Source organism: Burkholderia sp. AU27893 (genome assembly GCF_002223205.1).
Lineage (GTDB): Bacteria > Pseudomonadota > Gammaproteobacteria > Burkholderiales > Burkholderiaceae > Burkholderia.
Genome location: NZ_NKFD01000002.1, coordinates 768,641 through 791,389, shown reverse-complemented (window position 1 = coordinate 791,389; position 22,749 = coordinate 768,641). Strand labels below are relative to the sequence as shown.

Annotated in this window: 20 protein-coding genes; 2 read left to right on the top strand and 18 right to left on the bottom strand. The window is 67.9% G+C overall.

Going from position 1 to position 22,749, the window contains the following annotated elements; all coding sequences use genetic code 11:
• Window positions 1–154: 154 nt before the first annotated feature.
• Genes CFB47_RS16835 through CFB47_RS16815 form a run of 5 tightly spaced genes read right to left on the bottom strand, consistent with a single transcriptional unit; the run spans window position 155 to window position 4,521 of the window.
• Window positions 155–1,150, bottom strand: a complete 996-nt coding sequence (locus CFB47_RS16835) for a biotin-dependent carboxyltransferase family protein (protein ID WP_089457023.1) — start codon at window positions 1,148–1,150, stop codon at window positions 155–157.
• Window positions 1,140–2,015 carry an allophanate hydrolase subunit 1 gene (locus tag CFB47_RS16830; RefSeq protein ID WP_069249007.1) on the bottom strand — a complete coding sequence of 292 codons (876 nt, stop codon included), beginning with the start codon at window positions 2,013–2,015 and terminating at the stop codon, window positions 1,140–1,142. The genes CFB47_RS16835 and CFB47_RS16830 overlap by 11 nt, the downstream gene beginning before the upstream one ends.
• Window positions 2,012–3,475, bottom strand: coding sequence for an acetyl-CoA carboxylase biotin carboxylase subunit (locus CFB47_RS16825; RefSeq protein WP_089461714.1), 1,464 nt, complete (start codon window positions 3,473–3,475; stop codon window positions 2,012–2,014). Before CFB47_RS16825 ends, CFB47_RS16830 begins: the two co-directional genes overlap by 4 nt.
• 4 nt (window positions 3,476–3,479) lie before the next feature.
• Window positions 3,480–3,722, bottom strand: coding sequence for an acetyl-CoA carboxylase (locus CFB47_RS16820; protein ID WP_089461713.1), 243 nt, complete (start codon window positions 3,720–3,722; stop codon window positions 3,480–3,482).
• A gap of 16 nt (window positions 3,723–3,738) precedes the next feature.
• Window positions 3,739–4,521 (bottom strand): 5-oxoprolinase subunit PxpA, encoded by a 783-nt coding sequence (locus CFB47_RS16815; protein ID WP_089461712.1) that lies wholly within the window; start codon window positions 4,519–4,521, stop codon window positions 3,739–3,741.
• A 259-nt stretch (window positions 4,522–4,780) separates the two neighbouring features.
• On the opposite strand from CFB47_RS16815, the gene CFB47_RS16810 reads away from it, so the two are divergent.
• On the top strand, window positions 4,781–5,698 hold the full coding sequence (locus CFB47_RS16810; protein ID WP_069249003.1) for a LysR family transcriptional regulator: 918 nt from the start codon (window positions 4,781–4,783) through the stop codon (window positions 5,696–5,698).
• A gap of 78 nt (window positions 5,699–5,776) precedes the next feature.
• Here CFB47_RS16810 and bioB read toward each other — a convergent pair whose 3' ends face one another.
• The 11 genes from bioB to aceK all read right to left on the bottom strand — a co-directional run bounded on the left by bioB (window position 5,777) and on the right by aceK (window position 17,868).
• The gene (gene bioB, locus CFB47_RS16805) at window positions 5,777–6,799 is read right to left on the bottom strand and encodes a biotin synthase BioB (RefSeq protein WP_089461711.1); all 1,023 of its coding nucleotides are present in this window, start codon (window positions 6,797–6,799) and stop codon (window positions 5,777–5,779) included.
• Window positions 6,800–6,853: 54 nt separating this feature from the next.
• Window positions 6,854–7,573, bottom strand: coding sequence for a dethiobiotin synthase (gene bioD, locus CFB47_RS16800; protein WP_089461710.1), 720 nt, complete (start codon window positions 7,571–7,573; stop codon window positions 6,854–6,856).
• Complete coding sequence (gene bioF / locus CFB47_RS16795; protein WP_256946699.1) at window positions 7,570–8,940, bottom strand: 8-amino-7-oxononanoate synthase; 1,371 nt, start codon at window positions 8,938–8,940, stop codon at window positions 7,570–7,572. Before bioF ends, bioD begins: the two co-directional genes overlap by 4 nt.
• A complete protein-coding gene (gene bioA / locus CFB47_RS16790) occupies window positions 8,937–10,283 on the bottom strand; it encodes an adenosylmethionine--8-amino-7-oxononanoate transaminase (RefSeq protein ID WP_089461709.1) in 1,347 nt (448 codons plus the stop codon). The genes bioF and bioA overlap by 4 nt, the downstream gene beginning before the upstream one ends.
• Window positions 10,284–10,681: 398 nt before the next feature.
• A complete protein-coding gene (locus tag CFB47_RS16785; RefSeq protein WP_089461708.1) occupies window positions 10,682–12,031 on the bottom strand; it encodes a type II toxin-antitoxin system HipA family toxin in 1,350 nt (449 codons plus the stop codon).
• Complete coding sequence (locus tag CFB47_RS16780) at window positions 12,031–12,420, bottom strand: helix-turn-helix domain-containing protein (protein WP_241026014.1); 390 nt, start codon at window positions 12,418–12,420, stop codon at window positions 12,031–12,033. Before CFB47_RS16780 ends, CFB47_RS16785 begins: the two co-directional genes overlap by 1 nt.
• A 154-nt stretch (window positions 12,421–12,574) precedes the next feature.
• The gene (locus tag CFB47_RS16775) at window positions 12,575–13,849 is read right to left on the bottom strand and encodes a dienelactone hydrolase family protein (RefSeq protein WP_089461707.1); all 1,275 of its coding nucleotides are present in this window, start codon (window positions 13,847–13,849) and stop codon (window positions 12,575–12,577) included.
• Between the two features lie 106 nt (window positions 13,850–13,955).
• Window positions 13,956–14,393 carry a YchJ family protein gene (locus CFB47_RS16770; protein WP_069248996.1) on the bottom strand — a complete coding sequence of 146 codons (438 nt, stop codon included), beginning with the start codon at window positions 14,391–14,393 and terminating at the stop codon, window positions 13,956–13,958.
• 45 nt (window positions 14,394–14,438) lie between these two features.
• Window positions 14,439–15,116: an SDR family oxidoreductase gene (locus tag CFB47_RS16765; RefSeq protein WP_089441137.1), complete on the bottom strand. Its 678-nt coding sequence runs from the start codon at window positions 15,114–15,116 to the stop codon at window positions 14,439–14,441.
• Between the two features lie 111 nt (window positions 15,117–15,227).
• Window positions 15,228–15,995: a carbonate dehydratase gene (can, locus tag CFB47_RS16760; RefSeq protein ID WP_089441136.1), complete on the bottom strand. Its 768-nt coding sequence runs from the start codon at window positions 15,993–15,995 to the stop codon at window positions 15,228–15,230.
• A 55-nt stretch (window positions 15,996–16,050) separates the two neighbouring features.
• Window positions 16,051–17,868 (bottom strand): bifunctional isocitrate dehydrogenase kinase/phosphatase, encoded by a 1,818-nt coding sequence (aceK, locus tag CFB47_RS16755; RefSeq protein ID WP_089461706.1) that lies wholly within the window; start codon window positions 17,866–17,868, stop codon window positions 16,051–16,053.
• A 304-nt stretch (window positions 17,869–18,172) separates the two neighbouring features.
• On the opposite strand from aceK, the gene CFB47_RS16745 reads away from it, so the two are divergent.
• Window positions 18,173–19,252 (top strand): MBL fold metallo-hydrolase, encoded by a 1,080-nt coding sequence (locus CFB47_RS16745; RefSeq protein WP_089461705.1) that lies wholly within the window; start codon window positions 18,173–18,175, stop codon window positions 19,250–19,252.
• A 15-nt stretch (window positions 19,253–19,267) separates the two neighbouring features.
• Here the strand turns inward: CFB47_RS16745 and CFB47_RS16740 are convergent, their stop codons facing one another.
• A complete protein-coding gene (locus tag CFB47_RS16740; RefSeq protein ID WP_089461704.1) occupies window positions 19,268–20,914 on the bottom strand; it encodes an ABC-F family ATP-binding cassette domain-containing protein in 1,647 nt (548 codons plus the stop codon).
• Window positions 20,915–21,113: 199 nt separating this feature from the next.
• Window positions 21,114–22,709 (bottom strand): ABC transporter substrate-binding protein, encoded by a 1,596-nt coding sequence (locus CFB47_RS16735; protein WP_089457014.1) that lies wholly within the window; start codon window positions 22,707–22,709, stop codon window positions 21,114–21,116.
• Window positions 22,710–22,749: the final 40 nt, after the last annotated feature.

Genomic DNA, 22,749 nt, shown 5'->3' with positions numbered 1-22,749 from the left:
GCCCCGACGTCGGGCGGGCAACCGGTTCGGCAGGAACGGAAACAGCGCGCAAGCGTCCCCGCCGCGCGGCGCACGGCCGCGCGGTCGGGAAACGACAGCGGAACAGGAACGAGACGGCGTCAGGCGCCCGGCACGCGCGCCGGGCGCCCGGAGCTCAGTCCCGCAGCACGGCGCGTAGCAGCGCGAGGCGCCGCTGGTACTCGCGGCGCGCGGCGAGCGCGTCGGCCATCGTCACGCGCACGAAGCGCGCGCGGTGGTTGGGCTGCATCTGGCCGATCAGGTCCATGTCGGCGCTGATGACCGTGCCGATCGTCGCGTAGCCGCCGCCCGACACCGCGTCGCGGTGCAGGATGATCGGTTCGAGCCCGGCCGGCACCTGGATCGAGCCGATCGGGTAGCACGCATCGACGATGTTGGACGGATCGGCGCCTGCGCCGAATGGCTGCTCGCGAGGCCGGAACTGCAGCGCGCGGCCGTTCTTGTAGCGGTAGCCGATGCGGTCGGCTTCGGGCGCGACCGTCCATTCGTCGTCGAAGAAGGTGCGCGCCGATTCGTCGGTGAGCCGGTGGTGGTACAGGCCCGTCAGCACGCGCAGCTCGACCGGGTTGTCGAGCGGCCGGCTCACGGCCGCCGGCAGCTCGCGTCCTTCGCGGTGCGTGCCGGCGGGGGCACCGATCGGCAGCCGGTCGCCTTTCTGCAGGCGCCGGCCCGCGTGGCCGCCGATCGCGCCGAGCGTGTAGGTCGAGCGGCTGCCGAGCACGACCGGCACGTCGATGCCGCCCGCGACGGCGAGATACGCGCGCGCACCGGCCTTCACGTAATGGAACGACAGCACGCTACCCGCGCGGATTCGCAGCGCGACGTTGCAGCGCTGCCCGATGCCGTCGATCTTCGGCGTCATCTCGGCGCCGGTGACGGCGATCAGCGCATCCGTATGGAACATCAGCTCGGGGCCGAGCAGCGTGCATTCGAGCACGGCGGCTTCCTCGGGGTTGCCGACCAGCAGGTTCGCCGCACGCGATGCGTACTGGTCGAGCGAGCCCGACGGCGGAATGCCGACGTGATAGTAGCCTTGCCGGCCCATGTCCTGGACCGACGTCGCGAGGCCGGGTTTCACGACTTCGATCAGGTTGTGCGCGTCAGTTTGCATGCAGCACCTCGACGAGAGAGCGGTTATACGCATCGGGATCGCGCAGGAACGCGTCGAGCGAGAATTTCACCGGGCGCACGCGCAGCGAGAAGGTGCCGGCCTCGACGGCCGCCACTGCCGCGTCGTACGCGTCGCGATCGATCGGCTGGAATTTCACGATGTCGCCGGGCCGGAAGAACACCATGAACTCGCGCAGGTAGTCGAGCCGCTGCTCGGGGTCGAAGATCGGCGCCGGCGTCACGCCGAACATCTGGTAGCCGCCCGCGCCGCGCACCGAGTAGATGCAGCCGAAACAGCCGCCGTGGCCGACCGTCAGCTTCGGCGTGTCGGTGCGCGGCCGCAGGTACTTCGGCACTTCGAGCTGGCGTTCGCGCTCGACCATCTGGTACATGAACGGCAGGCCGGCGACGAAGCCGACCATCGACACGAACCACGGCGAGCCCGAGTGCGCGGCGATGAATGCGTCGACGTCGCGCTTGCCGTTGATGCGTGCCGCGTATTCGAGATCGGTCGATGACGGGTCCTGGTGACGCTCGCGAAACCGCATCAGCGTCTCGTGCGTCCACGGATCGTTGTAGAGCACCGGCACCTCGACGATGCGCGTGTCGAGTTCGAGCGGCGCGTCGCCGACTTCGGCCTCGATCGTCTTCAACAGCGCGACGAGCGCATCGGGCTCGATCACGTCCGGGTCGTAGCGCACCTGGTAGGACGCATTCGCCGGGCAGATCTCGGTGATGCCGGGCACCGCGCGGCGCTGCAGTTCGCGCGTGATCGCCGTGCCCTTGAAGAACGCGTCGAGCGACATCGATTCGCTGATTTCGACGAACACGAACTCGTCGCCGCCGAACGTATAACGGGTCGTCACATCGCCTCCCCGACGCGCACGGCGTCTGCATTGTCGGCTGCGTGTTGCTGCGCGGCGGCGGTGGCGGCTTCGCGCCATCGCGGCATCCACGCCTCGAGGAAATTCGTGTGATAGCGCCCGGCGCGCAAGTCGTCGTCTGCGAGCAGCGCGACGTGCAGCGGCGCGGTCGTCTTCAGGCCGCCGACGTGCAGCTCGCCGAGCGCGCGAGCCAGGCGCCGCAGCGCGGCCGCGCGGCTCTCGTCGTGCACGATCAGCTTCGCGAGCAGCGAATCGTAGAACGGCGGCACGACGTAGCCCGGATAGAGCAACGAATCGACGCGCACGCCGGGGCCGGTCGGCCACACCAGTTCGTCGATCCGGCCGGGGTTCGGGCGGAAGTCCTGCAATGGATCTTCCGCGTTGATCCGGCATTCGAGCGCCGCGCCGCGCATCGTGATGTCGTGCTGCGCGAAGCGCAGCGGCTCGCCGTCGGCGATGCGCAGCGTCTCGCGCACGAGATCGATGCCGGTGATCGCCTCGGTCACCGGATGCTCGACCTGGATGCGCGTGTTCATCTCGATGAAGTAGAACTCGCCGCGCGCGTCGTCGAACAGGTATTCGAGCGTGCCCGCGCTGCGATAGCCGACCGCTTGCGCGAGTCGCGTGGCCGACGCGCACAGTGCGTCGCGCTGCGCGGGCGTGAGCGAAGGCGACGGCGCTTCCTCGAGGATTTTCTGGCGGCGCCGCTGCAGCGAGCATTCGCGTTCGAACAGGTGGACGACGTGGCGGCCGTCGCCGAGCACCTGCACCTCGATGTGGCGTGCCCGCGCGATGAAGCGTTCGAGGTACACGCCGCCGTCGCCGAACGCCGCCTGCGCCTCGCGCTGCGCGAGCGGCAGCTCGGCGTCGAGCTGCGCGGCGTCGTGCGCGACGCGGATGCCGCGCCCGCCGCCGCCGGCGGCCGCCTTGATCATGATCGGATAGCCGATGCGCGCGGCGACGTCCCGCGCCTCGTCGAGCGACTGCACGACACCGTCGCTGCCGGGCACGGTCGGCACGTTGGCGCGCCGCGCGGTTTCGCGGGCGCGGGCCTTGTCGCCCATCGTGGCGATCACCTGCGAGTCCGGGCCGACGAAGATCAGGCCGGCCGCCTCGACCTGCGCGGCGAATGCGGCGTTTTCCGACAGGAAGCCGTAGCCGGGATGGATCGCGTCCGCGCCGCACTGCCGCGCGGCGTCGAGGATCGCGGCGGGATTCAGGTAGCTTTTCGCCGCGTGCGACGAGCCGATGTGGATGGCTTCATCGGCCATGCGCGCGGCGAGGCTGTCGCGGTCCGCGTCGCTGACCACGGCGACCGCGCGCATGCCCAGTTCGCGCGCGGCGCGGATCACGCGCACCGCGATCTCGCCGCGGTTCGCGACCAGCACGGTCCGGATCCGCGAAGGGCGATAGAACGCGTCGGGGGAAGTTTCCGGTTTCATCGCGTCACCCCTCGATCCGCATCAGCACCTGGCCCGCGTCGACCGGCTCGCCGTCCTCGACGAGCAGCTCGACCACGCGACCTCCCGCATCGGCTTCGATCTCGGTGAACTGCTTCATCACCTCGACGAGGCCGACCACCGCGCCGGCGGCGACCGTCGCGTCGATCGCGACGTAGTAGTCCGCATCGGGCGACGGGCGCCGGTAGAAGGTGCCCGGCAGCGGGCTGACGATTTCGTGCAATGGCATCGTGGGTCTCCTTGAATCAGTGATGGGCGGCGAGCGGTTGCGGCCCGGCGGTCCGGATGCCTTCGCGGATCAGCGCGTGGCGCGTGTCGCGCACGAGGTCGAGCGCGCCCGGTGTGTCGCTGTGGATGCAGACCGAGTCGAAATCGATGTCGATGTCGTCGCCGTCGATCGTGCGCACCTTGCCGTCGATGCACGCGCGCAGCACCTTGTCGGCGACCTGGCGCGGGTCGAGGCGGCCGACGCGGCGCGTGAACACGATCGAGCCGCTGCGGTCGTAGTCGCGATCCGCGTAGAACTCGCGGATCACCGGTTGCCCGTATTCGACGGCGACGCGGTACGTGACCGACGCTTCCATGCAGTACAGCCACAGGCCCGGGTCGACACGCTGCAGCGTCTCGATCAGCAGCCGCGAGAACGCCTCGTTGCCTGCCGCATGCATGTAGAGCGCGCCGTGCGGCTTCACGTGCTGCAGGCTGACGCCGTTCAGGCGCGCGAACTCGCGCAGCGCGCCGAGCTGGTACAGGATGTCGTTGACGAGCGCCTGCGGCGTTTCGGCGATCGTGCGGCGGCCGAAGCCGACGAGATCGCGAAAGCCCGGGTGCGCGCCGATGCCGACACCGGCGTCGCGCGCGAGCTGCACCGTGCGCGCCATGATGTTCGGATCGCCGGCGTGAAAACCGGTGGCGATGTTCGCCGAGCTGATGAGCGGCATGATCTGCTCGTCGACGCCGTCGCCGATCGTCCACGGGCCGAAGCCCTCTCCCATGTCGGAGTTCAGGTCGACGCTGTGCTTCCTCATACGGTGTGCTCCTCCAGGTTCTCCGGTTCGCGTGCGTCGTGGCGCATGCCGAAACCGTGTTGAACGCAGGTTAGCCGCGCGGGTTGCGTCAAAAAAGTTCTATTTTTGTATGCAGCCGTATCGATTTTTTCGATACCCCGGAGAGCGGCCGCAGATGGCCGTCGCAGTTGGGATGGCAGGGTTTCCACGAGGCCAGGTTCAAGGGCGCGGCACGGTTGTTATGATGTTTATCGCGTGCCCATCTGCTTTCCCATCGACCATGGCCCTGACCCTCAGACAGCTCAAGTATTTCGTCGCGACCGCCGAGCTCGGCCAGATCTCGCAGGCCGCAATCCAGCTCACCATTTCGCAGTCGGCCGTGACGAGCGCGATCAAGGAGCTGGAGGACAGCCTTGGCACGCAGCTCTTTCTGCGAACGCCGTCGGGCGTGACGCTCACCGACACGGGGCGGCGCTTCCTGAATCATGCGTACACGATCCTGTCGTCGGTCGACGAGGCGATGCGGATTCCGAACCTCGAAAGCACGCTGACCGGCACGCTCGCGATCGCCGCGAGCTACACGGTGCTCGGCTACTTCCTGCCGCATCACGTGCTGAGGCTGAACACGCTGTATCCGCGGCTGACGATCCACCTGCACGAGCTGAACCGCGAGTCGATCGAGGAAGGGCTGATCGCGGGCCGCTACGACATGGCCGTGCTGCTCACGTCGAACGTGTCGAATCCGGCGCTCGTGCTGGAGCCGGTGATCCACTCGGTGCGACGGCTGTGGGTTGGTGCGCATCACCCGCTGCTCAGGCACGAGAGCGTCACGTTCGCGGAAGTCGCGCGCGAGCCGTTCGTGATGCTGACGGTCGACGAGGCGGGGCAGACGGCTCTGCGTTACTGGAACGAGACGCCGTACCGGCCGAACGTGATCCTGCGCACGTCGTCGGTCGAGGCGGTGCGCAGCATGGTCGCGAACGGCAGCGGCGTCGCGATCCTGTCGGACATGGTGTACCGCCCGTGGTCGCTCGAAGGGCGGCGGATCGAGACGATCGTGCTGCGCGATCCGGTGCCGCCGATGAGCGTCGGTCTCGCCTGGCGCAAGGACATCGAGTTGAGCCCCGCGATGCATGCCGTGCGCGACTATTTCCGGCACACGTTCATGGAGCCGCGCGCGCTGGGTGGAGCAGGCTGAGGGCGCGACGCACGCGAAAAAAAGCCGGGACGTATCCCGGCTTTTTCATGTGGCGAACCAACTCGCCGTGCGTGCCGCTTACGCGTTCGCCGTCATCGCGTCCGCATCGCTCGAGCGGATGCCGAGGCGTTCGAACAGCGCGCGGTCCTTCTGCGACTGCGGGTTGCTCGTCGTCAGCAGCTGGTCGCCGTAGAACATCGAGTTCGCGCCGGCGAGGAAGCACAGCGCCTGCAGCCCGTCGTCGAGCTGCTCGCGGCCGGCCGACAGGCGCACCACCGCCTTCGGCATCGTGATCCGCGCCACCGCGATCGTGCGCACGAATTCGAACGGGTCGAGCGGCGCGGTGCCTTCGAGCGGCGTGCCTTCGATCGCGACGAGGTTGTTGATCGGCACCGAATCCGGATACGGGTTCAGGTTCGCGAGCTGCGAGATCAGGCCCGCGCGTTCGCGGCGCGATTCGCCCATGCCGATGATGCCGCCGCAGCACACGTTGATGCCCGCGTCACGCACGCGGTCGAGCGTGTCGAGGCGATCCTGGTAGGTGCGCGTCGAGATCACCTGGCCGTAGAACTCCGGCGACGTGTCGAGGTTGTGGTTGTAGTAGTCGAGGCCCGCGCTCGCGAGTTCCTGCGCCTGCTCGTCTTCCAGCATGCCGAGCGTCATGCAGGTCTCGAGGCCGAGCTCCTTCACGCCGCGCACCATCTCGGTCAGCGCCGGCATGTGACGCTCCTTCGGGTTGCGCCACGCGGCGCCCATGCAGAAGCGGCTCGCGCCGTTCGCCTTCGCCGCGCGCGCGGCGTCGAGCACCGCGCCGACGTCCATCAGCTTCTCGGCCTTCAGGCCCGTGTCGTGGTGCGACGACTGCGAGCAGTAGCCGCAATCTTCCTCGCAGCCGCCCGTCTTGATCGACAGCAGCGTCGACAGCTGCACCGCGTTCGCGTCGAAGTGCTCGCGGTGCACCTGTTGCGCGCGGAAGAGCAGGTCGTTGAACGGCAGCTCGAACAGCGCGACGACGTCGGCGACGCGCCAGCGCTGCGAGACCGGAGCGGCCACGGGAATCGCGTCGGGTTGCACGGTGGCGGCGGTCTGGGCTTGGGTCATATCGTTTTCCTGTCCTGGTCGGGGATGAGGGATCGGGGATCTGTTTCGGTTGGGTCAATGCTGCGCGGTGCGCAGCGTCTCGACGAGCGTGGCGATGTCGAGCATCGCCGCGGCGGATTCGGGGGCGGCCGGGCTCAGGTGCGGAATGCGGCCGAGCAGCGGCGCGCCATGCTCGCGGGCGAGCCAGTCGCGCATCGTCGCGATGTTTTCATCGGGGAACGACATCGCCGGGTCGACGTGGTTCGCGACCCAGCAGGCGAGTTTGAGGCCGCGCGCGGCGATCGCGTCGGCGGTCAGCAGCGCGTGGTTGATGCAGCCGAGCCGTACGCCGACCACCAGCACGACCGGCACGCCGAGCGCGACGGCGAGATCGGCCATGTCCTGCGTGTCGTTCATCGGCACGCGGAAGCCGCCGGCGCCTTCGACGACGACGATCTCCGCGCGCGTCAGCGTTTCGCGATGGCACGCGACGATCGTGGCGATGTCGAGCGTCACGCCTTCCTGCGCGGCGACGATATGCGGCGCGGCCGGCGCCTTCAGCAGGAACGGCGTGCGCAGCTCGGGCGGCAGCACGACGTTCGCGGCCGCGTCGAGCTGGTCGGCGTCCTCGTTGCGCCACACGCCGTCGCGCTCATACGCGCCGGCCGCGACGGGTTTCAGCGCGGCCGCGCGCAGGCCATGCCGCGCGAAGCCGTACAGCATCGCGGCCGAGACGAAGGTCTTGCCGATTTCGGTGTCGGTGCCGGTAACGAACAGCGAGAGCGGGGCGGTCATGCCGCAGTCTCCCGCCGGGCCGCCCCAAGGGAGGCTGCAGCCCCCTCGGGGGGCAATGAACGAAGTGAGCGTGGGGGCTGTTCCGTCTCCTGCACGGCCTGCGCCTCACTGGCTTCGACCAGCGCGGCTTCGAGCCGCGCGAGATCGTCGAACGAATGCGCGGCCGACAGCGACACGCGCAGCCGCGACGTGCCGACGGGCACCGTCGGCGGCCGGATCGCGGGCACCCACAGGCCATGCGCGTCGAGCGCGCGCATCGCGGTGAGCGTCGCGTCGTTGCTGCCGATCACGAGCGGCTGCACGGCCGTGTGCGAATCGACCGGCTGCCAGCGCGTGTTGCGCAGCAGCGCGCGTGTGCGGTCAATCAGCGCGGCGAGATGCGCGCGTCGCGCGTCGCCTTCGTCGCCCGCGATCACCTTCAGGCTGGCCGATACCGCGTGCGCGACGGCCGGCGGCGCGGCCGTCGTGAAGATGTAGCTGCGCGCGCGCTGGATCATCCATTCGATCACGGTCTCGTGTGCGATCACGAACGCTCCCGCGACGCCGGCGGCCTTGCCGAGCGTGCCGACGTACACGAGATGCGGCGAGCGCAGCGCGGCGGCCGCGAGCGCGCCGCGGCCTTGCGGGCCGAGCACGCCGAAGCCGTGCGCATCGTCGACGACGAGCCACGCGCCATGGCGTTCGGCCAGCGCGACGAGTTCGGCGAGCGGCGCGATATCGCCGTCCATGCTGAACACCGTGTCGCTGACGATCAGCTTCGTTTCGGCATCCGATGCGTCGAGCAGCGCGGCGAGCGCGGCCGTGTCCGCATGCGGATAGACCTGCACGTTCGCGCGCGACAGCCGCATGCCGTCGATCAGCGACGCGTGATTCAGCGCGTCGGAGAAGATCGTCGCGCCCCGGCCGGTGAGCGCCGTCATCGCGGCGAGGTTCGCCATGTAGCCGGTGCTGAAGTACAGCGCGCGCGGCGCGTCGGAGAAGCCGCCGGAGAAGGCCGCGAGTTCTTCTTCGAGCGTCGCGTGCGCGCGCGAATGGCCGCCGAGCAGGTGCGAGCCGCCGCTGCCGGAGCCGTAGCGCTGCGCACCTTCGGCGAACGCGGCGACGAGCGCCGGATGCGCGGCGAGGCCGAGATAGTCGTTGCTCGCGAAGCCGACGATTTCGCGGCCGTCGACGGTCATGCGCGCATCGCAAGCGGTGTCGGCGGTGCGGCGCACGCGGCGCAGCCCTTGCGCGTCGAGCTCGGCGAGGCCGCGTTGCAGGGTATCGAGCAGAGGGTTCGTCGCTGCCTCCCGCCGGGCCGCCCCAAGGGAGGCAGCCGCCCCCTCGGGGGGCAGTGAACGAAGTGAGCGTGGGGGCTGTTGTGTCATCCGGCGATCTCCGCGAGCGTTGCATCGAGCGTGTCGCGCGTGCTTTGCGCGAGCCACGCGATGTCGTCGTCGCTCATCACGTACGGCGGCATCAGGTACACGGTCGTGCCGATCGGGCGCAGCAGCAGCTCGCGTTCCAGCGCGCGTTCGAAGAAGCGACGCGAGAAGCCGCGCGCCGCGTCGCCGTCGAGCGCGACGTCGAACGCGAACAGCGTGCCGCGCTCGCGCAGGTGGCGCACCTGCGGGTGCGCATCGAGCGGCGCGAGCGCCGCGCGCATCGTCGCCGATTTGCGGGCATTGGCCGCGAGCACGTCGTCGCGCTCGAACAGGTCGAGCGTCGCGACCGCCGCGCGGCACGCGAGCGGGTTGCCCGTGTACGAATGCGAGTGGAGAAAGCCGCGCGTCGTGTCGTCGTCGTAGAACGCGGCGAACACGTCGTCGCGCGTGAGCACGAGCGACAGCGGCAGGTAGCCGCCGCTGATGCCTTTCGACAGGCACAGGAAATCGGGCCACACGCCGGCCTGCTCGCACGCGAAGAAGGTGCCGGTGCGGCCGCAGCCGACCGCGATCTCGTCGGCGATCAGGTGTACGCCGAATTCGTCGCACAGCGCGCGCAGCCCGCGGACGTACGACGGATCGTGCATCGCCATGCCGGCCGCGCACTGCACGAGCGGCTCGACGATCAGCGCGGCGATCCGGTCGCCGCGTTCGACGAACAGGCGTCGCACGTCCGCGAGCGCACGGCCCGCGACGTCGGCGGCCGTTTCGCCCGGCAGCGCGCCGCGTGCGTCGGGTGATGCGACGACGTGCGCATGGCGGATCAGCGGGTCGTACGCGTCCTTGAACAGCGCGACGTCGGTCACGCCGAGCGCGCCGATCGTCTCGCCGTGATAGCTGTTGGCGACGCAGACGAATTCCTGCTTGTTCGCGCGGCCGCGGTTGCGCCACGCGTGGAAGCTCATCTTCAGCGCGATCTCGACCGCCGACGCGCCGTCCGACGCGAAGAACGCATGGCCGAGCGTGCGCTGGGTGAGCGCGTGCAGCCGCTCCGCGAGCTCGATCGCGGGCTCGTGCGTGCAGCCGGCGAGCATCGCGTGCTCGAGCGTGTCGAGCTGGTCCTTCAGCGCCGCGTTGATGTCCGGGTTCGCATGGCCGAACAGGTTGACCCACCACGAGCTGATCGCGTCGAAGTAGCGGCGGCCGTCACGGTCGTACAGCCACAGGCCCGCGCCGCGCGCGATGGGGATCAGCGGCAGGCGCTCGTGATGCTTCATCTGGGTGCAGGGATGCCAGACCGCGCGCAGGCTGCGCGCGACCCAGTCGTCGGTGGCTGGCGTACTCAAGGCGACTCCGGGGGATAAAACGGCTGCGCGGCATCGACGGGATGCCGCGCGGCGAGATACGAAACGCGCTGAGATTAGCGTGTTCCGCGACCCGTTGCACTACCGGTTACAAACACCGCAAAGCCTTGCCTGGCGGGAGTTCGGCGCAGATCGGAGCGGCTCGGGACGGTACGGTTCAGATATCCCGAAATGACCGCAGATGACGACGTTCGAGCGAGACCCCCAACCGAAAAAAATCGTGGGGCGGGTGGGGCGTGACGGCGCAGAAATATGGGGAATGATGAGGTGAGTGGTTTGTGGCGACACTGGGAGATCGAACGATTCAGCGTCTCGCGTTGCCCGATCGACGGGGGCCATGCGTGGCAAGGCGCCGGGACGGACGCCGATGGAAGGTGAGATCAGGGCAACGCTTTACGCAATGTCGGGTGGGATACGTCATCGATGTGGCGGAACGCCGGCGCGATCTTGTCGATTTCCTTGCCGGGCACGCCGCGCTCCTCGAAACACGTCTTCCACTCGCGGGTCGGTTGCCAGACTTCCGCAATCGCGAGTCCGGCATCCGTTTTCGAAAGACCGAACGCATCCCGGGCGTCGAACGCGTTGTCGAGCGTCGCGAGCCGGCCTTGCGGCCCGATGCCAAGGTGCAGATAGCGCTCGTGCGCGCTGCTCGGCCGGGGCAGGACATCGTACAGCGGGCTGAGGCGCCAGCCGGGCAGGCGGGGGTCGTGGATGAATCCGTGGTTGCGCAGGTGGTCGTCGTCGTTGCTCACGAGGATGTTGAAGACCATCCGCTTGAACAGTTCCCGGTTGTCGGCGCGAATGGTATCGATGTGTCCATGCTGCCGGATCGCGTGCGCGACGTCCTGGTAACTTTTCGCCATCGATTCCATCTCGGCACAGCCGACCAGGGTCAACGCACTCGCGAAGGGGAGTCTTCGCTCGGTCGTTCCGGCGCGAGGGGGCAGGTATAACGCGTCGTCGCCGCGAAGGGTGTCGAATTCGGGGTGGGTCCAGTACCGATCGAATCGGCGGATCAACATGACCTGACGGGTTCCCACGTCGACGATGCGGGTGGGCGGCACCCGAATGCCGCACCGTGCCGCCAGACGAAGCGTGGCTTCTTCGATGACCGTCAGGTTCAACCGATCGCTGAGACTCGGGAATTTGGCCAGCCACAACACGCCGTCTTCATCTCGCACCGTCGCCTTCGGGCGAGCACCACCGAGGCCGCTCCCTTGTACGAAGATGGCCTCGAGTTCGGCGGGCACGGTCTCGCCTTCCTCGATGCGCGCCGCCGAATCGACCAGGTATTCGAGGTTGAGCAGGCCATTGCCCGCCTGCCGGCCGGGGGGCGTGTCCAGGCTTTCCCGAACATCGAGTGCGCCGATCCGCTGACTGCCGGCGTGCAGGAGATAGGTGGACTCGGGCAGCGCGTTGGCTTTGGCCCTGAGCTTGGCTTCGATGACACGTCGCCCCCATGCATCGGGCGCGGCATCGCGAATACCGCCGAACTGCGTCAATCCGCCCGCCGGAAAGTTCATCTTGCCGCGTATCTCGTCCTTTCTTGCGAGGCTCAGGCTGACCGGGTCGACTTCGATGGCGTTGGGCCGGCCGAGATAGCGCAAGCCGTATGCGAAGCTCGACGCCTGCAGGCTCACGCCCTCTTCGGTCATTTCGAGCAGGCCGGCGGGTGCCCAGTCATCGTCGAGATAGGCAAACACCGCGAGTCTTTTGACGACGGCAGCCATCAGAAGTCCAGATCCTTGAGTTCGTTGTCGGTGAGCGAGCGCACACGCCGGCCGCGTTCGCGGGCCGCTTGAGCCTTGAGCGACGGGTCCGTTCCGGAGAGCAGTTCCAGCAGGGTCGTTCCTGGCGCAATCGCGTCGAGATACCGAAGCCACTGACCGAGGGCGACGCCAGGATCGCCTTTCTCGATACGATAGGCGGTATTGCGCGAGAGCCCGGCGCGGGTGGCCGCCTCGTTTTGCTGAATGCGTCGCGAAACGCGCAGACGGGCGAGCGCTTCGCCAACGCGGGCGGCTTCCGCGAGAACGGTTGGGCTGGCGGCAGCGGCTTGATTGACCTTCATGTTCGTAAAATCGATCGTTATGTCGATAGGGATCGAAATAACGATCATGATAGATCATGACTCCACGAATTCAAGCTGGATGCTCGTAAAAACGAGCGTTCCACGGATTGCGCTCGATTTTACGAGCACGAGCGATGCGTGAAGCGAGGCGCTGAGATGGCCTCGGCGTGACGGGCGAGGGGAGGGAAATGACGGGCCTGGGTCAGCGCGAAGCCAGCGCTGGCGTACCGGTGTCGCGTGCGGTGCCGTCGTCGTGATCGGCCGTCTGCGTCGCGTCGTTCCACACGACCCGGTCGTTGACCGCATACAGCCGGCACGAACCTGCGCCCTGCTTCGAGCAGTTGTCGAGCGCGAGCGCCATCGGATCGTCGCCGCCTTCGGCCCACGACCACGCGCCTTCCGACGACACCGCGAATGCGCGGCTCGGATGCTGGTTCAGGAAGCGGCGGTAGCCTTCACGGCCGGCATCGTCGACATACGGCACCGCGTTGACCGAGTCGATCGACGCATAGCCGCTCGCCTTCGGTTCGTGCGGGTTCGCGACCGCATAGCGCACCGACGTCGGCAGGTTCAGCTGCGCGAGGAATGCGTTGACCGCCGGCCACCACACCGGCACGCCGTCGCGATCGACGATCAGCCGGTGCGCGTCGTCCTTGTAGCGGCCGAAATCGATGAACTGGGCCTGCGTGCCGTGCGAAACGTAGGCGCCGTGCATCTGCGCGACGAGCCCGGGCGTCCACACGGAATCGTTGTCGCCGTACAGCCACAGCGACCGCACGGCCGTGTGCGCGCCGTACTGGTCGAACGCGTCGACGAGGTTTTTCTGCCAGCCGTCGCAGAGGTCCTGGCGCAGCCCGCCGGAGAAGTTGATGATGCCGCGCACGCCCGGTGCGGCTTCGGTGCCGTACGCGACCGACACGAGGCCGCCGTGCGACGTGCCGGCGACGACGATGCGCGACGCATCGACGTACGACTGATGCGACATGTAGCGCACGGTCGCGTCGACGTCGGCCGCCTGCGCGAGGCCGTTCTTGCCGACGTTGCAGCCTTCCTGCTGGTACGTGCCGTCCGAGCCGGCGAAACCCTGGCGGTTCGGCGCGATCACCGCATAGCCGCGGCGCACGAATTCGCGCGCGAACGCGAGCGGCCGGCTGCGCGGCTGCTGACGGAGATCGCCGGTGTTCTTGCCGTGGTTGAAGACGACGAGCGGGAACGGGCCGGGCCCGTTCGGCTTGAAAAGCGTGGCCTCGAGCATGACGGAGCCCGATGCGTCGGCCGGAATGCGGAGGATCTGTTCGTTCAGGTCGGCGGCGACCTGCGGCAGGTTCGAATCGGCGTAGTCGAAGCGTTCGGCGTGGGCGAGCGACCCGCTGGCGCCTGAATCCGTCCCCGTATTGGCGCCCGGCAGCGTACCGGCCTGAGCGGCCGACAGCGCACACGCCGCCATCCATCCCACCAATACCTTGCTGAACGCCATTCGTAAGCCCTGCCATGCAACATGACCAATTCGAGGTCATCGTAGCCGGACAAAATGGGGTTGTGCAATGCGGGAATTACCCGGCGTCTGACACAGCAACTATTTGTCAACGTTCACTGACTTCGCCGTCGACGTAGCGCCAGAAACCCTGTTCGTCGCGCTCGAAACGGCTCGTCTCGTGAAGCCGGTAAGCGCGCCCGCCGACCTTGTAGCGGGCCACGAACTCGACCTCCGCGTGCCGTTCGTCGAGCGGCGCGTGGCGTTTGACCGCGAGGCCGAGCCAGCGCGGCGCGTCGGGGGCTTCGGGGTCGGTGTCGAGATCGGGCGGGCAGGTGCGCGCGGCCCATGTCGCGCGCAGGTAGTCGGTCGCGCCGAGCACGTACGCGCTGTACCGCGAGCGCATCAACTCGAGCGCGGTGGGCGCGGCCTCGCCGCCGTCGATGAAGCGGCCGCAGCAGGCCGCATAGCGGGGCGCCGGCGCTTTGCCGGCGGGAGCGGGGGACGCGCCGCCGCACGGGCACGCGTCAGGTCGGTTCAAAATCATGCGAAACAGGAATTAACGACGTAGGGTTGTCGGCTGACTACCGGTTCACCAGCTCAGCTCGATACCGTCGTACTGGAAGAAACGGCCGTTTGCCTGCGACACGTCCGCGCCGGATTCGGCGATCACGCGGCGCATGCCGGTCACGCTGGTTTCGGGGTCGATCGCGGCCTGCGCGCCGCCCATGTCGGTGCGCACCCAGCCGGGATGGAGCGAAATGCATGCGGCGTGGCGCGTCTGCAGCGACGCGATGCGCAGCGCATCGTTCAGCGCGGCCTTGCTCGCGCGGTACAGCCAGCCGGTCGTGCCGGTCGCCTCGGCGATGCTGCCCATCCGGCTCGACACGACGGCCAGCACGCCGCGCGCGTCCTCGACGAGCGGCAGCACGATCGGCAGCAACTGCATCGGCCCGCGCACGTTCGTATGCATCACCGCGTCGAAATCCTCGGCGGTGACCGTCTCGACCCCTTCGGTGCGCGGCCCGTACACCCCCGACACCAGCACGGCCGCATCGAGCCGCTCGCCGTCGAGCTTCCAGCCGAGCGCCGCGATCTGCTCGGGCTGCGTGATGTCGAGCGCATGCGCCTGCGCGCCGAGCGCGCGCAGCGCGTCGAGCGACGCGTCGTCGCGCGCGGTGGCGATCACGTTCCAGCCGTCGCGCCGGTATTGGCGGACGAATTCGCGGCCGAGGCCGCGCGATGCGCCGACGATCAATGCGGTTTTCATGCCCGTCGCTCCTTTGCTTGGCGCCGCCGTGGCGGCAGCGCCGGTGTCAGATCCGTTCGATGAGTGCGCAGCGGCACGCCTGTGTAGCGATCCGCTGCGCAGGCCGTGGCGTCACTTCGCGTCGTCGCACGGCTTCAGCGTGGCGGCGACTGCCTGCGCGACGCCTTCGAGCCGTGCGGCGTCCGCCGCGATCATGTCGTTGTCCGGCGCATGCTCGCCGCCGGCGACGAGTGCGGCCACGCAGCGCTTGTAGGTCTCGTCGAGCGCGTCGAAGCTCGACACGGCCATCCCGAGGTTGCGCATCCGGCCGTCATGCACGCCGTACACGAGCCCGTGCACGGTGAGCGACTGGCCGCGCGCCCACGCGTCGTTGACGATCGTCGTGCGGCACACGTTGACGACCTGCTCGATCGCATTCAGCTCGATCAGGCGGCGATAGCGCGCTTCGCCCACCGGCCATGCGTCGAGCAGCGCCGAGTGGCGTTCGCGCACGTCCTGCACGTGATGCAGCCAGTTGTCGGCGAGGCCGACGCGGCGGTTGAGCAGGGCGGCGTTCACGCCCGAGCAGCCGTAGTGGCCGACCACCATGATGTGCTTCACGCGCAGGATGTCGACCGCGAACTGGATCACCGACAGGCAGTTCAGGTCGCTGTGCACGACCACGTTCGCGATATTGCGGTGGACGAACACTTCGCCCGGCGGCAGGCCGATTATCTCGTTCGCGGGCACGCGCGAATCCGAGCAGCCGATCCACAGATATTCCGGCGCCTGCTGGTGGGCGAGACGCGCGAAGAACTGCGGGTCGTCCTCGAGCTTGTGCTTGACCCAGGCGTCGTTGTTGTCGAACAGGTGTGAAAGCGGATTGTCTTGGGGGTTCATCGGTGTGGATTCCGTTGACGGAAATCGGGTCGCAATCGGTGCGGTCTAGCGGGCGTCAGGCGGCGCGCTGCGCGTCGCCTGCGCCCTCGTTCTGGTCCGTCGCGCCGAAGCGCGCGGGGTAGCGCACGCAAAAGCGCAGCGCGGTGTCATACGGATAAAAGTCGGGCAATTCGCCCTGGATCAGCTTGTCCTTGCTGGCCTGCCACAGCGCGGGATCGAAAAAGTCCGCGTGATGCTTCATGAAGACCTCGCGCACGCGCGGGTCGCCGAGCAGGAATGGCCCGTAGGTCTCCGGAAAGATGTCGTGCGGGCCGACGGTATACCACGGTTCGCCGGACAACTCGTCTTCCTCGTTGCGCGGCGGCGGCACACGGCGCACGTTGCAGTCGGTCAGGTACTCGATCTCGTCGTAGTCGTAGAACACCACGCGGCCGTGGCGCGTGACGCCGAAGTTCTTGTACAGCATGTCGCCGGGGAAGATGTTCGCCTTCATCAGCTCCTTCACCGCGTTGCCGTATTCCTTCACGCCGTGCTCGACGTCGGCATCGGAGCCGTTCTGCAGGTACAGGTTGAGCGGCGTCATCCGGCGCTCGATGTACAGATGCTTGATCACGAGATTGCCGTCCTCGTATTCGAGCAGCGACGGCACTTCCTTCTCCAGCTCGCGCACGAGCGCGTGGTCGAGCCGCGCGAGCGGCAGCGCGACGCTCGAATACTCGAGCGTGTCGGCCATCCGCCCGAGGCGGTCGTGGCGCTTCACGAGCTGGTACTTCTCCATGATCTGCGCGCGCGTCGTTTCCTTCGGCGGCGGGAAGTGATCCTTGATGATCTTGAACACGTACGGGAACGACGGCAGCGTGAACACGAGCATCACGAGGCCCTTGATCCCGGGCGCGATGATGAAGCGGTCGCTCGAATGCGACAGATGGTGCAGCAGGTCGCGATAGAACAGGTTCTTGCCCTGCTTCTGCAGCCCGACCGACGTGTAGATCTCCGCCTTCGGCTTGCCGGGCATGATCGTGCACAGGAAGTCGACGTACGCGGACGGCACACCCATGTCGACGAGGAAATACGAGTGCGAGAAGCCGAAGATGATCATCAGCTGGTCGCGGCGCAGCAGCACGGTGTCGAGCGCGAGCACGCCCGAGCGCACGTGGCGGATCGGCACCGCGAACGGCAGCACGCGGTCGGCGTTGATGATGCGGCCGACGATGTACGCGCTCTTGTTGCGGAAGAACAGCGACGACAGCACGTGGATCTGGAAATTCGGCGCTTCGTCGAAGTGGCCGAATTCGTCGTGGATCGCCTGCATCACACAGGCGATGTCGCGCGGGAGGTCGTCGAACGCCGGCTCGAGCTGGAAGTTCGTGACGATCCGCTCGAGCGTGGCCGCGAGCCCGTCGGTGCCCGGATAGTACGCGCGGTAGGTCGGCTTCGCGGCCGGCTCGTCGTTCTCCAGATACTCGGTCGAGATCGCCGGGCGCACGAAGATGAAATCGTTGCTGAAGTACGAGCGGTGCAGGATCTTGCAGCACACCGAATTGAAGAAGGTCTCCGCGCACTCGGGCTGGCGGTGCGACGTGAGCAGGCCGATGTAGTGCAGCTTGATCTGCTGCCACACTTCGTCGTCGATGTTCTCCGCGTCGTATTCGTCTTCCAGCACCTCGACGCATTCCTTCACGCGATCGTCGTACGACGTGATCCGCTCGCGCGCGAGCCGCTGCAGCCCGTGCCAGTCGCCCTGCTCGTACAGCGTCTTCGCCTCGACGGCCGCGTCGCGGAAGATCCGGTAGTGGCGGTCGAAGTTCTCGAGCATCGTCTGCGCGACGTCGAAACCGATCTGCGAGGACAGCAGTTTGGGGAAGTGATTCATCGCGTGCAGGCTCGTTCGGGAGGGGCTGTAAGCACTCGCCATTTTAGCGCCCAAGCGGGCGGTTCAAGGGCGTTGCGGCGACGCGCGGCCGGCAGGCAGGCGGCGGGTTGTCCGCCGTTGGGAGCCGTTCGGTGCATCTTCGCGTAAAGATACGGGTACGGAACCGATTCTGGCACGAACTTTTTTTGACCGGCAGCCAGCCGCCGGGCACGCGTTCCTCGGGACGGCGATAGAATCGACGCACCGCCCGCCATGGCCTGCCGCCGGCGTGCAATCGCACCGATAACGACGAGACGCCCCACCGATGAACGCACTGGAACACCAACTCGACTATCCCTTCGCCGACACGCTGCCCGCCGCGGGCGACACGTTCGAGGTCGCGCCCGGCGTGCGCTGGCTGCGCATGCCGCTGCCGTTCTCGCTCGATCACATCAACCTCTGGCTGCTGCGCGACGAGATCGACGGGCAGGCCGGCTGGACGATCGTCGATTGCGGGATCGCATCGGATGCGATCCGCACGCACTGGGAACAGATCTTCGACACGCATCTCGACGGCCTGCCCGTGCTGCGCGTGCTCGTCACGCACTGCCACCCCGATCACTTCGGCCTCGCGAACTGGCTGTGCGAAGGCGGCGAGAAGGGCCGCTGGAACGTGCGGTTGTGGATGACGCTCGGCGAGTACATGTTCGGCTGCCTGATGGCGGCCGGCAACGGCTCGAACGCGGGCGGCGCGGCCGCCGCCGATCATTTCGCGCGCCATGGGCTGACCGATCCGGCCGCGCTCGACAAGCTGCGCAACCGTCGCAACTACTACTCGGATCTCGTGCCGGCCGTGCCGCCGCGCTATCGGCGCCTGCGTGAGGGCGACGCGGTGACGATCGGCGCGCGCACGTGGCGCGTCGTGACCGGCTTCGGCCATTCGCCTGAACATTGCGCGCTGCACAGCGAAGCGGACGGCGTGTTGATTTCCGGCGACATGGTGCTGCCGCGCATCTCGACGAACGTGTCCGTGTTCGACCTCGAACCGGAAGCGAACCCGCTCGCGCTGTACCTGCAGTCGCTCGGCCGCTACGAGACGATGGCGCCCGATACGCTGGTGCTGCCGTCGCACGGCAAGCCATTCCGCGGCGTGCGCACGCGCATCGCGCAACTGCGCGAACACCACGACGCGCGCCTGGCCGAGGTGCGCGTCGCGTGCGCGGAACAGCCGATGAGCGCGGCCGACATCGTGCCGATCATGTTCCGCCGCCGCGAGCTCGACATCCACCAGATGACGTTCGCGCTCGGCGAGGCGCTCGCGCACCTGAACCTGCTGTGGCTTGCGGGCGAGCTCGTGCGCGAGCAGGGCGACGACGGCGTGCTGCGGTTCTGCACCGCCGGCTGACACCGTTCGTTCTCCTCAAGCGACGGGTTCGTAGCGCCACCCGTCGCGATGCCATTGCATCGTGTGCGTCGGGTCGAGCGCCGCAAGAAACGCGGAGTCGTGCGACGCGACCACGATCGCACCGGGAAAGCCCGCCAGTGCGGCTTCGATCGCCCGCACCGATTCGAGATCGAGGTGATTGGTCGGCTCGTCGAGCAGCAGCAGTTGCGCGGGCGTGCCGCGCCACAACGCGCACGCGAGCGCGGCTTTCAGCCGTTCGCCGCCGCTCAGTTGCCGCGCCGGCTGCGTCGCGCGCACCGCGTCGAGCTGCAACAGCGCGAGCCGGCTGCGCAGGTCGCCTTCGGCGAGCGGCGTATCGAGCAGCTCCAGTTGCTCGACGATCGAGCGGTCGGGATCGAGCAGCGCGAGCCGCTGGTCGAGATACGCGGCGCTCACGTGCGTCGTGCACGCGCCTGAACGCGGTTCGAGTTCGCCGGCCAGCATTCGCAGCAACGTCGATTTGCCGCAGCCGTTCGGGCCCGTCAATGCGATGCGCACGGGGCCGCTCGCCGACCACGTGATCGCATCGGCCGCGCCGGCGATGCGCCACGGCAGTTGCGCGCGGTCGAGCGTGAACAACTGGCGGCGTGCGCTGACCGCGGTGCCCGGCAGCGACACGAGCACGGGCGCATCGGCTTCGACGCGCGCGGCCGCTTCCTGTACGCGTTCGTCGAGTGTCGCCTTGAATTCGTTCTGGTGGCGCCGCACCGTGCCCATGATGCTGCGCGCCGCACCCTTGCGACTCTGTTTTGCCATCGACGACAGGTTGGCCGTCTTCGCGTCGCGCAGCGACGCGGCCGCGTGACGCTGGATCGTGTCGTGTTCCTGTTCGAGCCTGCGGCGGGCACGTCCGCGTTCCGCGCGCGCGTTGTCGAGCGCGGACTGCGCGGCATCCTGTTCCGCGTCGCGCTGCGCACGATAGAGCGCGTAGTTGCCGCCATACGCGCGCACGCCTTGTGGCGTCAGCTCGACGATCCGTTGCACGTCGGCGAGCAGCGCGCGGTCGTGGCTCACGATGACGAGGCCGCCGCGCCAGCCGTCGAGCGCCGCGCGCAACCACGCGCGGCCCGGCGCGTCGAGATGGTTGGTCGGCTCGTCGAGCACGAGCAGGCCCGCGCCGGACAGCAGCGCGCCGATCAGCGCGACGCGCGCGAGCTGCCCGCCGCTCAGTGCCCGCGCGGGCGTGTCGGCAAGCACGTCGTGCAGGCCGGCTGCGTCGAGCGCGGTGCGCAGCCGCTCCGCGAGATCCCAGCGATCGCCGATCAGGTCGAAGTCGTGCGGTTCCGCGCGGCCGTTGGCGAGACGCGCGAGCGCGCCGAGCGGTGCATCGAGCGCGGCGATCTGCGCGACGGTTCGCGGGCCGGCCGATACGTCACCGTCGTCATGCTGCTGCGCGACGTAGACGACTGACGTGTGCCGCTCGATCGTCCCCGCGCTCGGCGCGCAGCGGCCCGCGATCAATTGCGCGAGCTGGCTCTTGCCGATGCCGTTGCGGCCGACGATGCCGGTCGGCGTGCGGTCGATGGAAAGGTCGAGCGAATCGAACAGCGTGAAGCCGTCGTCGAAGCGGAAGGAAACGTGATGAAGCGCGACGAGCGCGCCGGTGGGCGTGGCTGCAGCCATAAGCACCTCCGAAAATGCGTGAAGACCTTCGCGCGCGGCGTGCGTGGCACGGCGGCGAAAACATTTTGGGAAGGCTTAGTTGTTCACTTTGGCTGGCGTCCGGTATGAGGAATAGGCGCGCAGTGTAGCAAGCGCGGCGCGCGGGCCGCAAGCGACGGTCGGACGCACCGTCGCTTGCGCGCCACGCGCGAGGGTCGCGTTACTGCACGGCGACGGTCGTGAAGTTCTGCCGTCCGAACGGACTCACGTGATAGCCGCTCACGTTCGTGCGCGTGAGCGCGGCCGCGGTCGGGTAGCCGAGCGGAATCCACAGCGCCTGGTCGTGGATGATCTTCTGCGCAGCTTCATACAGCTTCGCGCGCTTGGCCTGGTCGGCGGTCGACTTGCCGTCGGCGATCAGCTTGTCGAGCTGCGAGTCGCAGAAGCGCGCGAAGTTGATGCCCGACTTCACCGCATTGCAGCTGAACAGCGGCGACAGGTAGTTGTCCGGATCGCCGTTGTCGCCGGCCCAGCCCATGAACAGCATGTCATGCTGGCCGAGCTTCGCCTGCTTGATCAGCTCGCCCCATTCGATCACCTTGACCTCGGCCTTCACGCCGATCTTCGCGAGGTCGGCCTGCAGCAGCTCCGCACCGACCTTCGGATTCGGGTTCAGCACGCTGCCGGTCGGACGCGTCCAGATCGTCGTCGAGAAGCCGTTCGGGAAGCCGGCCTGCGCGAGCAGCTGCTTCGCCTTCGCCGGATCGTACGCATACGGCGCGACGTCCTTTGCGTAGCTCCACGTGTTCGGCGGATACGGATTGTTCGCGGCCGTCGCGGTGTTGTCGAACACGACCTTCAGGTAGGTCGCGCGGTCGAACGCGAGGTTCAGCGCTTCGCGCACCTTGTCGTTGTCGAGCGGCTTCTTCTGCGTGTTCAGCGCGACGAACGCGGTCATGAACGCAGGCGTCTGCACGACCTTCAGCGCGCTTTCGCCTTTCGCGGCGAGCACGTCCTGCGGCTTCGGCGACAGCGCGATCTGGCATTCGCCGGCCTTCACCTTCTGCAGCCGCACCGACGGATCGGGCGTGATCGCATAGATCAGCCGGTCGACCTTCGGCTTCGTGCCCCAGTAGGTCGGGTTCACGTCGTAGCGGATCAGCGCGTCCTTCGTGTAGCTCTTCAGCACGAACGGGCCGGTGCCGACCGGCTTCGCGTTCAGGTCGGCCTGCTTGCCGGCCTTCAGCAGCTGGTCCGCGTATTCGGCCGAGTAGATCGACGCGAAGCCCATCGTCAGGATCGGCACGAACGTCGCGTTCGGCTCGTTCAGCACGAACTTCACGGTGCTGTCGTCGACCTTCGTGACCGACTTCACGAGCTTCACGAGGCCCATCGACTGCGCGTGCGGGAAGCCGCTCGCGCCGGCCACCTTGTGCCACGGATTCGCGTCGTCGAGCATCCGCGAGAACGTGAACACGACGTCGTCCGCGTCGAGCGCGTGGGTCGGCTTGAAATACTCGGTGGTCTGGAACGCGACGTTCGGGCGCAGATGGAACGTGTACGTCAGGCCGTCGGCGCTCGCGTCCCATTTGTCGGCGAGCGCGGGCACGACTTTCTTCGCGGCTTCGTCGTACGACACGAGCGTGTTGAAGATCACGTCGGCCGACGCGTTGGTCGTGACGAGCGAGTTGTACTGCACGACGTCGAAGCCGTCCGGGCTCGATTCCGTACAGACGGTGAGCGGCTTGGCGGCGGCGAGGCCGGGGGCGGCGAGGGCGGCGGCGAGCGTGGCCGCGGCGAACAGCTTGACCTGCATAGGATCTCCCACGTGGCTTGTGTTTTTTGCTGGGTGACGG